The sequence below is a fragment of the Adhaeribacter swui genome (genome assembly GCF_014217805.1).
Taxonomy (GTDB): domain Bacteria; phylum Bacteroidota; class Bacteroidia; order Cytophagales; family Hymenobacteraceae; genus Adhaeribacter; species Adhaeribacter swui.
In genome coordinates this window covers 695,195-708,774 of record NZ_CP055156.1, presented here as the reverse complement: position 1 = coordinate 708,774, position 13,580 = coordinate 695,195, and the positions used below count along the sequence as shown (strand labels likewise).

Annotated in this window: 10 protein-coding genes; all 10 read left to right on the top strand. The window is 45.4% G+C overall.

The genetic code is table 11. The features are described 5' to 3' along the window. The first annotated feature begins 40 nt into the window (after positions 1 to 40). The 10 genes from HUW51_RS04110 to HUW51_RS04065 all read left to right on the top strand — a co-directional run bounded on the left by HUW51_RS04110 (position 41) and on the right by HUW51_RS04065 (position 13,462). Positions 41 to 1,324 carry a competence/damage-inducible protein A gene (locus tag HUW51_RS04110; RefSeq protein WP_185272729.1) on the top strand — a complete coding sequence of 428 codons (1,284 nt, stop codon included), beginning with the start codon at positions 41 to 43 and terminating at the stop codon, positions 1,322 to 1,324. Positions 1,325 to 1,482: 158 nt separating this feature from the next. Then, the gene (locus HUW51_RS04105; RefSeq protein ID WP_185272728.1) at positions 1,483 to 2,859 is read left to right on the top strand and encodes a dihydrolipoamide acetyltransferase family protein; all 1,377 of its coding nucleotides are present in this window, start codon (positions 1,483 to 1,485) and stop codon (positions 2,857 to 2,859) included. A gap of 815 nt (positions 2,860 to 3,674) precedes the next feature. Next, positions 3,675 to 4,922: an efflux RND transporter periplasmic adaptor subunit gene (locus HUW51_RS04100; protein WP_185272727.1), complete on the top strand. Its 1,248-nt coding sequence runs from the start codon at positions 3,675 to 3,677 to the stop codon at positions 4,920 to 4,922. A gap of 20 nt (positions 4,923 to 4,942) precedes the next feature. After that, positions 4,943 to 6,400, top strand: a complete 1,458-nt coding sequence (locus tag HUW51_RS04095; RefSeq protein ID WP_185272726.1) for a TolC family protein — start codon at positions 4,943 to 4,945, stop codon at positions 6,398 to 6,400. A 59-nt stretch (positions 6,401 to 6,459) separates the two neighbouring features. Next, positions 6,460 to 7,125, top strand: a complete 666-nt coding sequence (locus HUW51_RS04090) for an ABC transporter ATP-binding protein (protein WP_185274424.1) — start codon at positions 6,460 to 6,462, stop codon at positions 7,123 to 7,125. A gap of 225 nt (positions 7,126 to 7,350) precedes the next feature. Continuing rightward, entirely contained in the window at positions 7,351 to 7,713 is a 363-nt protein-coding gene (locus HUW51_RS04085) for a DUF3471 domain-containing protein (RefSeq protein ID WP_185272725.1), read from the top strand. A 59-nt stretch (positions 7,714 to 7,772) separates the two neighbouring features. After that, on the top strand, positions 7,773 to 9,029 hold the full coding sequence (locus tag HUW51_RS04080) for an ABC transporter permease (protein WP_185272724.1): 1,257 nt from the start codon (positions 7,773 to 7,775) through the stop codon (positions 9,027 to 9,029). Further along, positions 9,026 to 10,225 (top strand): ABC transporter permease, encoded by a 1,200-nt coding sequence (locus tag HUW51_RS04075; protein ID WP_185272723.1) that lies wholly within the window; start codon positions 9,026 to 9,028, stop codon positions 10,223 to 10,225. Before HUW51_RS04080 ends, HUW51_RS04075 begins: the two co-directional genes overlap by 4 nt. Before the next feature lie 566 nt (positions 10,226 to 10,791). After that, the gene (locus tag HUW51_RS04070; RefSeq protein ID WP_185272722.1) at positions 10,792 to 12,177 is read left to right on the top strand and encodes a sigma-54-dependent transcriptional regulator; all 1,386 of its coding nucleotides are present in this window, start codon (positions 10,792 to 10,794) and stop codon (positions 12,175 to 12,177) included. Continuing rightward, the gene (locus tag HUW51_RS04065) at positions 12,161 to 13,462 is read left to right on the top strand and encodes a sensor histidine kinase (protein WP_185272721.1); all 1,302 of its coding nucleotides are present in this window, start codon (positions 12,161 to 12,163) and stop codon (positions 13,460 to 13,462) included. Before HUW51_RS04070 ends, HUW51_RS04065 begins: the two co-directional genes overlap by 17 nt. Positions 13,463 to 13,580 lie beyond the last annotated feature (118 nt).

The window sequence follows — 13,580 nt, the reverse complement described above, 5'->3', positions numbered from 1 at the left end:
ATTATATTAACGTTACATTAAAGCTCAATAAAACCGATAAATGCAGAAATTGAACCAAACTCCTAACATTGTACTGGCCGAAATAATTACTATTGGAGACGAAATTTTATACGGCCAGGTTGTAGATACTAATTCGGCGTTTATGGGCACCGAGTTAGGTAAAATCGGCATAAAGGTAAAACAAATTACGTCGGTGTCGGATGATGCGGCGCATATTGTGCAGGCTTTAGATGCGGCACGTACCCGGGCCGATGTTATTTTAATTACCGGCGGATTGGGTCCTACCAAAGACGATTTAACCAAAACCACGCTGGCTGCTTACTTTAACGTAGGCTTAAAACTGGACGAACAATCGCTGGCCGACGTAACAGAAATTTTTAAAAAATACGGCCGCGAGCTAACCGAATTAAACCGGCAACAAGCTTTTTTACCCGAAAATTGCTTACCTGTTCGCAACATCTTGGGCACCGCGCCGGGCATGTGGTTCGAGGTAGATAATAAGATTATGGTATCAATGCCGGGCGTGCCTTTCGAGATGAAAACCATGATGACCGATATTGTACTGCCCCGGTTGCAACAGCATTTTGGTTTGCCAAAAATCAACCATAAAGTAATCATGACCATTGGTATTGGCGAGTCGTTTCTGGCCGAAAAAATTGCGTCCTGGGAAGATCAATTACCACCGCATATTAAACTGGCTTATCTGCCCAAGTTAGGAAGCGTACGTTTGCGCCTTACTGGTCTGGATACCGGCACCGACGACCTGGAAACCGAAATGCAGGCCGAAGTAGACAAATTAAGTGAGCTGATTCCGGAGTACATATTTGCCTACGGCGAAGTAAGTTTACCCGAAGCTATTAGCAATTTATTAAAAGAACATTACCTGACTATTGCTACCGCCGAAAGTTGCACGGGTGGCATGGTGGCGCAAAAACTAACCAGCATTCCGGGGTCGTCGGCGTATTTTAAAGGCGGTATTGTGGCCTACGACAATGCTGTAAAAGTGGAACAACTAGGCGTTTCGGAAGCTACCCTGGAAACCTTTGGCGCCGTAAGCGAAGAAACCGTGAGCGAAATGGCGCAAAACGTACGGCAGCTTTTAAAAACCGATATTGGCATTGCTACCAGCGGCATTGCCGGACCTATCGGCGGTACCCCGGAAAAGCCGGTTGGCACCATTTGGATTGCCTACACCGATGCGCACCAAACCGTAGCTAAAAAATTGAATTTCAACCGTACCCGCGAATTAAATATGGAGTTTACGACCATGAACGTGCTGAACCTGGTGCGGCAAAGTTTACCGGAAGCATTTCGAATCGGGTAATTTTTTCTAACTTTGACCGGCAAAAAGGCTGATTTTTTAAAATTTTCTTATTTCGGAGTTGCTTCAAAAACTACACTTGGCTGGTTTTACCGGAGATAAATAATTTAAAAATCAAGCTTAAATTGCCTTTTTAATGCGCAACACTCCAATCTAAAATTATGGCACTGGTAGAAATGGTAATGCCCAAAATGGGCGAAAGTATCATGGAAGGAACGGTACTACGCTGGTTAAAACAAGTAGGCGATCGCATCGAAGAAGATGAATCGGTACTGGAGGTAGCCACCGATAAAGTAGACACGGAAGTACCCGCCATTCAGGGAGGAATTTTAACTAAAATTTTAGCGAACGAAGGCGACATTATTCCGGTAGGCCAGGCCATTGCTTTAATTGAAACCAGCGGGGATGGTTCGGCTCCAACGAGCGACCCAGCCACTGAACCAACGCTTAGTGAACCGGAGCCAACTGCTACCCCAATTGCCGCTAGTAGCCCAACACCAACGGTTGCAGCACCGGCTGAAGTTGCCTCAATACCAACTAAACCAAAACAGGTTTTTGAAGGCCGTTTTTACTCGCCCCTGGTGATGAACATTGCCCGGGAAGAAAACATCAGCATGGCCGAACTGGAACAAATTCCGGGTACGGGCAACGAAGGCCGGGTAACCAAAAAAGATATTCTGGAATACCTGGAACATCGCCACGAAGCCCAGGATAATAAGGCTGCTGCAGAAGCCACTCCTGTTTCAACTTCTGCTCCCGAAGTTTTGCAACCAGCGCCTGCGCCAGAACCCATTGTTGCACCGGCTCAACCAGCCGTATCGGTGAGTGGCGATGTAGAGATAATTGAAATGGACCGCATGCGCAAATTGATTGCCCAGCGCATGTTAGAAAGCAAACGCATTTCGCCGCATGTTACTTCTTTCGTGGAAGCTGACGTAACCAATATTGTGATGTGGCGCAACAAAATGAAAGATGCCTATCAAAAACGCGAAGGCGAAAACCTGACTTTCACGCCCATTTTCATCGAAGCAGTTGCTAAAGCCATTAAAGATTTCCCGATGATTAACATTTCTGTGGATGGTGACCGTATTATCCGAAAACGTGACATTAACATTGGGATGGCCGTAGCTTTGCCGAGCGGCAATTTAATTGTACCGGTAATTAAAAACGCCGACCAGATGAACCTGAACGGCATCACCAAAAAAGTAAACGATTTAGCGAACCGCGCCCGCAACAACAAGTTAACCCCCGATGATTTATCGGATGGCACTTACACCTTAACCAACGTAGGTTCTTTTGGTAACGTGTTAGGTACACCCATTATCATGCAGCCGCAGGTTGCCATTATGGCCGTAGGCGCTATCAAGAAGAAGCCAGCGGTAATCGAAACCCCACAAGGTGATTTAATCGGTATCCGGCACTTCATGTTCTTATCGCACTCCTACGACCACCGCGTAGTAGATGGCTCGCTAGGCGGTATGTTCGTGAAACGCGTTTCGGATTATTTAGAAAACTTCGACCTGGATACAAAAATTTAAAAATTTAAAAAATACCATTATAAAAGCCTGGCGTTAAGCTGGGCTTTTTTGTGCCTTACTTTTCGTGATCTTTAACATCACCAATGTCAAATGGGGCGGGACTTGGGGCTGATGAATAATGAAAACTATCTGGCAACTATCTGGCGCAAGTGTTAAGTAAAGCGTCACTTGTGCCTAAAGACGTAAGTCAGTCTCCCGACTGACGTTTGTAGTGTTTATGATAAAATCAGAATTAATATGAATGCTAGTGCGAACTGGTAATTTGTATTTTTTTAAATTTTACTCATATCCGAGCCGCATAAGCACATACTACTCAGAAGTTCTATTTTGCCAGTCGGGAGACTGGCATTTGTCTGTAAGTCACAAGTCTCGCTCCGCTAAGACTTGCGCCAGGGCTGGTGAGCTGGTCTGGTTCATGAGTTTTTTAAAATTTCCTCCATCAGCAAACAGTAGCTAAAAGCGACTGATACCAGTTTGGCTATTGAGGGCCTTCTAAGGTTCCGGTGTGGCAAAGCCACATTCCGCAGACGGAGTCGAGGAAAGGAAGCTTAGACCGCCCGAGAGAGCCAAACGAGGCCCGCCGGCCATGAGGCAAAACTTGAAATCTCAAACTAGATAGCACCAAAACATGGAGGCTTGAAAAGGCTCCAAAGATAAGCATTCCCTTAAACTTCCTTTATCCACTCCCGGACATACTGTCCATTCGTGGACAATTTACAAGCTCTTTAAAACAATCAAACTACTCATAATCAGTAATTTAACTTTATTGGCATCTACTTTGGAAATATATACGCAGGTCGTTAACATTTCTAAAAATGGACAGAGAAATTGCTCCGGAAAAACTCCGGAAAAGTAAGTTAAAAAACTACAGCAAACTAGCCGGCATATTAGTACTAGTAGCCGCGGGTTTGCTCGCCTTCCGGTTTGCCCTGCGCACTTCCGAAAACCGTTCCAGCTTGCGCACCTCCCTGGTTACCCAAGGCCCAATCGAAGCCTCGTTAAATGCTACTGGGGTACTGGTACCGGAAAACGAAGCGGTAGTAACCAGTCCTATCCAGGCGCGGTTGGAGGCGGTATTGCACCACGCCGGCGAAAAAATAAACGCCAATCAATCTATTCTGCAACTCGATAAAGAATATACCAAACTGGCTTACCGCAAACTGCAGGACGAACAACAACTCAATCAAAACGAAACCAGCAAGCTGCAATTAAAACTCACCAAAGAAGTAAGCGAGTTGCAATCGCGGTACAACATTAAACAAATGCAGGTAAAGCGGCTGCAAGCAGCTCTTAGCGACGAGAAATACTTACTTTCTATTGGCGGGGGCACTGAAGAAAACGTGCGGCAAGCCGAAATGAACTTGAAAGTTGCACAATTGGAAGCCGACCAACTCGCTGCGCAAATCCGGCAGCAGCAACAAGCTAATTCCGCCGACCTGAAAGATGTGGGTTTTGAAATGAGCATCCAGGAACGCAACCTGCAGGAAATGCAGCGCAAACTCGACCAGGCTGATATAAAATCTCCTATTAGCGGCGTACTAACCTTTGTAAATGAAGAAATAGGCGCTACGGTTAATCCCGGCGATGCCCTGGTGCGGGTGGCCGATTTAAGCAGCTTTAAAGTAAAAGCCACCATCGCCGATTCATACGCCGACCAGTTGCAACCAGGCGGTCCCGTTACCGTGCGCCTGAACGATACCGACCTGAAAGGCACGATTGCCACTATCCGGCCGGCGGTAGAAAACAACCAGGTTACCTTCTTCGTGCAGTTAGACCAGAAAAATCATCCGCAGTTACGCTCTAATTTAAAGGTTGAAGTTTTTGTGATTACTTCTTTTAAAAACCAAGCCATGCGGGTGAAAAATGGACCTTTCTTTACCGGTGCCCGCGACCAGAAAGTATTCGTGATTAAAGGAAATAAAGCCATTGCCCGCACCGTTCAAATTGGCTTAAGCAATTTTGATTGGGTAGAACTGCTGGGCGTGCAGCCCGGCGAAGAAGTTATTATCTCCGACACGAAAGAGTTTCAGCACCTGGATGAGTTTACCATTACCAACGATTAACCCTCTTATTAGCCAGAATTATGAAAAAATTAATACTATTTTTCCTGCTGCTAATAGGCTATCATGGTGCCCAGGCGCAGGATTCCAGCCAGGTAGTTACCCTGGAACAAATAATTGCCCAGGCGCAAAATAACTCGCTTACCTTTCGTCAGGCCGAAACTAACCGGGAAACCAGTTATTGGCAATGGCGCACGTATCTGGCCGATTACAAACCTACGCTAAGTTTAGCCGGCACTTTACCCGATTTCAGCCGCAGCATTAACCCCGTAACGCAGCCCGACGGTACTACCGATTTTAAACAAGTAAGCCTCAATAATTCTCAGCTTAATTTAGGAGTTACTCAATCCATTGGTTTAACCGGCGGGCAAATATTTGTAAATTCTCAATTGCAGCGCTTCGACGATTTTAATGCGGGAGCCACCCGCTACAACAGCAATCCGGCTTTAATTGGTTTTTCGCAGCCTTTGTTCCGATTTAATAAACTAGGTTGGGCTCGCAAAATTGAACCCTTACGCTACGCCGAATCGCAGAAAAAATTTGTGGAAGACCGCGAAGCCATTGCCCAGGACGTTACTAAATTATACTTCGATTTATTATTGCAACAGGTAAACCAAAGCATTGCCACAAAAAACCGCACCAACACCGAAGACATTATCCGGATTGCCGAAGAAAAATTTAAACTAGGTAAAATTTCAAAAAACGATGTGCTGCAACTGCGCCTGAGTTTACTAAATTCCCAAATTGCGCAAGCTGAAGCCGATTTAGCCGTAAAAAATGCCACGCTGGCCCTAAACAGTTACTTAGGCGAGCCGGCTACCAAACCAATATTGCTGACCGTACCCGGAGAGTTGCCTCTCTTACAAGTAACCGAAAATCAGGCGTTGGAGCAAGCCAGGCAAAACCGGAAAGAAAGCTTGGCTTTTAAACGTGCGTTGTTGCAAGCCGAGCGCAACCTGGCCGAAGCCCGACAATCGAACGGTTTTAATGCTACCATGTTTGCTACTTTTGGCTTAACCAACCAGGCCAACACTTTAATGGCTTCTTATGGTAATCCCGAAAATCAGCAACAAGTACGGATAGGTTTTGAACTGCCCATTATGGATGGCGGCAAACAAAAATCCTTACGTAAAACGGCTCAGGCCAATTTAAAATTAACCCAGTACGCCGTAGAGCAAGACCAGTTAGAATTTGAGCAAAACATCCGGACGCAGGTAAACCAGTTCGAAATGCTAAAAACCCGGGTAGCCATTACTGCCGAAGCCGACCAGATTGCCCAAAGCCGTTACGATATTGCCAAAGCCACTTACGTAATCGGCCGCATCAGCATCACGGATTTAAATATTGCCCTCGGCGAAAAAGACCAGGCCAAACGCGCTTACATTTCGTCGCTGCGCGATTTCTGGACCGCCTTTTACAACTTAAGAACGTTTACCTTATACGATTTCGAAAAAAATATACCGCTAACGCCAGAACCATGAACCACTTTAAATTAGACCCAATTGCTACTAACGACGCTTTGGTAGCCGAAGCTCCCAGCATGATTACCCTCACCGATATAGAGAAGGTTTATCAAACCAAAACCATTGAAACGGTAGCCTTGCACAACATTAACATCAGCATCCGGAAAGGCGAATTTGCCTCGATTATGGGGCCATCGGGTTGCGGTAAAAGTACCTTGCTCAACATTATGGGCTTACTAGACGAGCCTACCCGCGGCACCGTTTCCATCGACGGCTCGCCGGTTCGCTCTTTCTCCGACCAGGCTTTGGCCCGCTTACGCAATCAGAAAATTGGTTTTGTTTTCCAGAGTTATCATTTAATTAACGATTTATCGGTGACCGATAACGTGGAATTACCGTTGTTGTACCGCAGCATGTCGGGTTCGGAACGGCGGAAACGGGCCATTGAAGCCTTGCACAAAGTAGGTTTAAGCGCCCGTACCAGCCATTATCCCAACCAGCTTTCGGGTGGTCAGCGCCAGCGGGTAGCCATTGCCCGAGCTTTGGCCGGTCAGCCGGAAATTATTTTGGCCGACGAACCTACCGGTAACCTCGACTCTGTGATGGGCAACGAAATTATGGACATTCTGCTGCGCCTGAACCAGGAAGAAGGCACCACCATCGTCATGGTTACCCACGACGAACTCATGGCCAAGAAAACCGAACGCCTCATCCGCTTATTCGACGGCAGTCAGGTTCTTTAGTTGCAGGTTACAGGTTGCAAGTTGCAGGTATTCCACTAGCTGAAGCTAGTGGCAATTAATAGGGAAGATTTTACTCCCGATTATTTGATTTTTTATCCGGTTGCATCCAGTAGCAATGAATTGACTCCATTTTTAAATGGAGGACTAAATAAAAATTTCGACAATTAATCAAAACAGAAAAGCCATGGTCTGTGGACTGTGGACTATCGACTAAAACATAAAACCATGAAAAAGCTTCTTTTACTTTTTGTTCTAGTGCCATTCTTCAGCTTCGGACAAACAACAGCTACTAAAACTACCAATGCTGCTACAGTAGCTCAGGAAACAGCAATTCCTGCTAATATTTTAAAAAAATACGCGGGCGTGTACGAATTAAATAAAGATTTTCAGGTAACCATTTCTGTGGAGCAGGATAAATTATTTGCTCTGGCACCCGGCGACCAGGAAAAATCAGAATTCACCCCCGAAACCAATACCAAGTTTTACATGAAAGGCACCCCGGCCAAAATTGAATTTGTAGAAGAAAACGGCCAACTGTACTTACTGGTTAACATGCAAGGTGGCCTGAAACTAAAGAAAATTAGTTAATGCTTTCCAAAGCAGTTTAACTCATAACTCATAACTTTTAACTCTAAACTCCCTGAATTGTGTTAAAAAATTATTTAAAAATAGCCTGGAAAGTACTGCTGCGTCGCAAGTTCTTTACTTTCATCAGCCTGTTTGGGATCAGTTTCACGTTGATGATACTGATGGTAGCTACTGCTATGGTAGACCACCTAACCGGCTCGCATACTCCCGAAACGCGTCTGGACCGCACCATTTTCGTCAATTTTAACAAGATGACGAGCCAAGACAAAGGCTCGATGATGAACGCGATTCCCAGTTATTATTACCTGCAACATTACGTAATACCCATGAAAACGCCGGAAAAAATAGCCATTGGCAGCACCTTTAGAGGCGTAAACAGTTACGTAAACAACAAGCGGCTTTCCCTGGATTTAAAATACACCGATGCCAATTTCTGGGAAATCCTGGAATTTAATTTTCTGGAAGGCAAAGCCTTTAACCAGCAAAATTTAAAAAATGCCGATAAGCTAGCCGTTATTACCGAGTATACCCGCAACCAGTATTTTGGCGCGAATGTGCCGGCCGTGGGCAAATACATTGTAGTGGATGGCGTTCGTTACCAAGTTTGCGGGGTAGTAGAAGATGTACCTATTTCCCGGTTTAATTCCTATGCCCATGTTTGGGTGCCGCTCACCACGGCAAATATTAATAAAGGCGATACCAGCTTTTTCGGCGATTATATGGCCATTATTCTGGCCCGGAAACCATCCGATATTTCAAAAATCCAGGCCGAGTACCAGCACATTGTAAGACAAATAAAAGTACCCGATCCTAAAAATTTCAATAGATTTAGCAGCTATGCCGAAGGGGTTCTGGAAGGAATGGTAGTGCGGCAATTATTCGGTGACCGCTACGGCGACGATTCCGGAATGGGTAAATTTATTGCGGTAGTTACCCTTATTGTGTTGCTGTTTATGCTGATGCCGACCATTAATCTGGTAAATATCAACGTGAGCCGCATCCTGGAGCGATCCTCAGAAATTGGTGTACGCAAAGCTTTTGGGGCCTCATCGCGCACGTTAATCGGGCAGTTTCTGGTCGAAAATATATTCCTGACTTTATTAGGCGGCTTGTTAGGGTTTTTACTTTCTGCCTTGGCCCTGCAACTCATCAGCAACAGCGGTATTATTCCTTATGCGCAATTAACGCTTAACTGGCGGGTTTTCGGCATCGGAATGGGCCTGAGTTTATTATTTGGTTTATTGTCCGGAGTAATTCCGGCTTACAAAATGTCAAAATTACAAGCCGTAGAGGCACTGAAAGGAGGCAAGTTATGATTCGCCATTTATTTACCTTAATCTGGAACCGGAAGAAAAGTAACTTCCTGATGATAACCGAAATTTTCTTCTCGTTTATTGTATTGTTCGGCGTGCTAAGTCTGGCTTTCTATTACATTAATAATTATAACAAGCCTTTAGGTTTTCAGTACGATAAAGTGTGGGTAATGACCATGCGCTGGAACCAGGAGAAACCACAGGAAGTAAAAGAAATTCAGGGCCGTTTGCAGCAGCAATTCAAATCTAACCCCGAAGTAGCAGGAGTAGCTTTAGCCAGTGCCAATGTACCGTATACCATGCAGCAAATGAGCGGCGGTTTCCAACATAATACCCATTCCGTGCAATCTGACTTTTTTCAGGTGGATAAAGATTTTGCGGCAGTGATGCAGTTAAAACTAAAAGATGGGCGCTGGTTTAACGACCAGGATCAAAATTCAACATACAATAATATTGTAATTACCCAGTCTCTCCGCGAGGCGGTGTTTAAAAATGAGCCGGTAATCGGGAAAGTTGTAGCAGGCATGTCCGGCGATAATAAAAACCCTAAAAATAAAATTGTAGGAGTGGCAGAAGCTTACAAGCAAAAAGGCGAATACTCCGAAGATAAACCCGGCTTTTTTGAATACAAGGATTTAGAAAATGCGGCTGATTCTACGTTTGCTCCCTTCAACTCGGTACTCATTCAAGTAAAGCCCGGCGTAACCAGTGCTTTCGAAGAAAAACTAATGAAACAAGGCAGCCAGATTGCCAAAGGCTGGACCCTGGAAATTAAATCCATGAACGAAATGCGGGCTTCGCACAACAAAATAACCTTAGTTCCGCTGATTATTTTCTCGGTAATATGCGGTTTTTTAATTATTAATGTGGCTTTGGGTTTATTCGGCGTGTTGTGGTACAATATCAACCGTCGTATTTCCGAGATTGGTTTGCGCCGCGCCATTGGTGCCGCTTCGGGTCAGGTTTACCGGCAGTTCATCGGGGAAGTTTTGGTACTCGCTACATTTGGGGTATTAGTCGGAATACTAGTAGCCGCTCAGTTTCCGTTGCTCCAGGTTTTTGGCGTGCAAACGGGCGTTTACGTAGCTGCCTTGGGTGTAGCCGTAGTCATTATCTACGCCCTGGCTGCTGCCTGCGCGGCTTACCCCAGTCTGCAAGCCGCCAAAATTGCTCCCGCAACTGCCTTGCACGAAGAGTAAGTTTCGTTATTCGTTGCTGGTTGTTCGTTGTTCGATGATAGACCACGGTTTATCGACTATAGTCGGGAGTTTGTGTAAATCGTCTGTCTTATGCGTTTACCACCCCCAGCCCCTCCTAAAACAGGAGGGGAGCTTGGCGGGGCACTATTCAATGGGGAATGAATCAAAGGGAGATTGAAGAGAAACAGTAGCTAAAAGCAAAGATACCAGTTTAGCCATGAGGACCTTTTAGCGTTCCGGTGCCGACGCAGGAGGCATGGCGCAGTGCAACGAGCCAAGGTTCGCTAAACCGTCCGAACTGGCTAAACGAGGCCTGCCGGCCACGAGGCAAACTGGTTACTTATCAAATATGATGGAACCTGTACCTGGAGACGGGAACCGGCTCCAAGTAAGTACCATTGAAAAACGAAAAATTTTAAAAATTCTTCTGTGCATCATCCCCCTACCCCCTTTAATGGGGGACAACGTCCTAAAACATCAACCTAAACTTGGAATAAAAACCGGCATTAGGTTTACACTGAAAATTTAGTAATTTTAAAATATTGGCGGAATCCGCCTGCATTTGTATGATTCTGATTATTGATGATGATGTTGCCGTCCGGACTTCGCTGGGTTTGCTGTTAAAGCAAGCCAAGTACCAGACGGTTACTGCCGCCGGAGCCAAAAGCGCTTTGTACGTGCTGCACCAATCCCAACCCATCGACCTGATTATTCTGGATATGAATTTTTCGATGGATACATCCGGGCGGGATGGTTTGGAATTACTCGGGCAAATTAAAGAACTTAACCCCAAAATTCCGGTTATTTTAACTACCGGCTGGGGTTCTATTGCGTTGGCCGTAGAAGGTATGAAAGCCGGGGCTTTCGATTTTATTTCTAAACCTTGGAACAACGAACATTTGCTGCAAACCATTCATACGGCGTTGCACTTAAACAAAACCACTCCGGAACCGGATAATAGCAATCTCAACCGCAAGCAGTTAAACCAACAATACCAGTTTGCCAATATTATCGGTGAAGATCCGGCTTTGATTCAGATTTTGCGGCAAATTGGCCAGATTAGCGCTACCGATGCGTCGGTGCTGATTGAAGGCGAAAGTGGGACGGGCAAAGAACTCATTGCCGAAGCCATTCACCAAAACAGTTTACGCAAAAACCAGAATTTTGTAAAAGTAAACTTAGGCGGAATATCCAGCAGCTTGTTCGAAAGCGAAATGTTTGGTCATAAAAAAGGTGCTTTTACTGATGCCAAAGGCGATCGCGTGGGCCGTTTTGAACTCGCCAACAAAGGCAGCATTTTCCTGGACGAAATAGGCGAATTGGATTTAAGCAGCCAGGTAAAACTTTTACGGGTGTTACAAGACCGTACTTACGAAGTGCTCGGCGACAGCAAACCCCGCCAGCTGGATATCCGGGTAATTTGCGCCACCAACCGCGACCTGGCCGAAATGGTAGCGCAGGGCAAGTTCCGGGAAGATTTATTTTACCGCATTAATTTGATCACCGTTAAGCTACCAGCTCTGCGCGAACGGCCCCAGGATATACCCTTGTTAGTAAAGCATTTCTTGCAGAATTTACAAAAAACGTATAACCGGCCCAGTCTGCAAATATCCGAAACCGCCTTGCATTATCTGGCGCAGCAGCCTTTGCCGGGCAATATCCGTGAACTTAAGAACCTGGTAGAGCGCACCGTATTGGTTTCCGGAAAAGATTATTTAGATATTTCGGATTTCCAGAGCCAGCAACCAAAAAATTTAAAAAAAGCGGAAAATCAGGTAATGACGGGTTTGGGCATGATGACTCTGGAAGAAATGGAAGCCGTTTTAATTCGCCAATCCATGGAACAGCACAAAGGTAACATTAGTAAGGTAGCCAAATCGCTGGGTTTAAGCCGGGGCGCCTTGTACCGGCGTCTCGAAAAATTTGACATCCCTTATGACGCTGCGGACTAGGTTTATTTTGTTTGCGGTTCTCATTCACGTGGTAATGGCCCTTATTGCGGCCCGCTTACTCACCACCGATAAAGTCTGGTTTGTGGCAACCGAGGCGCTGATTATTGTTTCTATTTTTGTTACAGCTTCTATTTACCGTTCTTTTGTCCGGCCTTTAGATATCGTGTCGGCGGGTATTGAATCTATCCGGAGCAAAGATTTTACGGTGAAATTTTTGCCGGTTGGTCAGCGCGAAGTAGACCAGTTGGTAGAAGTGTACAACACCATGATCGACCAGTTACGGTTGGAGCGTACCTTGCAAGCCGAAAAGCATTTTTTACTCGAGCAATTACTGCTGGCTTCTCCCTCGGGGATTATCCTGCTGGACTTCGACGAGAACATCGAGAATATAAATCCTTCGGCATCGCGGTGGTTAAATGTGAGCTTGGCTGATTGTAAAGGAAAACCGCTTTGGGTTTTACCCAACCAGTGGGGCACCGATTTAGCGGGTTTAATTGAGGGGGATCCTAAAGTTTTTAATGTAAACGGCATCCGGCTGTTTAAAGCCCAGAAATCGCATTTCGTAGATAGAGGGTTTCCGCATTATTTTATACTGATTGAAGAATTGACGGAGGAATTGCTCCGGCAGGAGAAAGTGGCCTACGAGAAAATTATCCGGATGATGTCGCATGAAGTAAATAATTCTATTGGCGCCATTAACTCTATTTTGCAAAGTTTTAAATATTATTCGCCGCAACTGGAAACCGACTTGCAGCCCGATTATGAAAATGCGCTGCAGGTTTGCATCGACCGGAATACGCAACTCGCCAAATTCATGGGTAAGTTTGCGGGTTTGGTTCGCCTGCCTTTGCCCCATAAACAAACCCTAGATTTGCACGCCCTGCTCCAGCATGCCTACTATTTAATGCGCCCCATTGCCGAAGAACGCCACATTGCCTGGATATGGGACTTAGCGCCCGAACCTATTTCCATTCAGGCCGACGAACAGCAACTAGAGCAAATAATCATTAACATTATTAAAAACGCTTTCGAGGCCATGGAGCAAGATGGGCAGCTTACCATTAAAACCATCGCGCAACCCCCAACTTTACTCATCGAGGACAACGGACCCGGTATTCCTCCAGAAGTTCGTCAGCAGTTATTTTCCCCGTTTTTTAGTACTAAAAAGAACGGCCAGGGCATTGGTTTAATGCTGATCCGCGACATTCTCATGAACCACGGCTTCCCGTTTTCTCTGGAAACCGTAGCAGACCATCGTACGGTTTTTACTATTCGATTTAGTTAAAATTATCTTCTTGGTAATAAGGAAGGTTGCTAAAAAATAACAGGCTTACTTTTTTAAATTTTTACTTTTCTGAGAGCATGTTTAATCTTAATAATTAGAATAAACACGCTATTGGAAT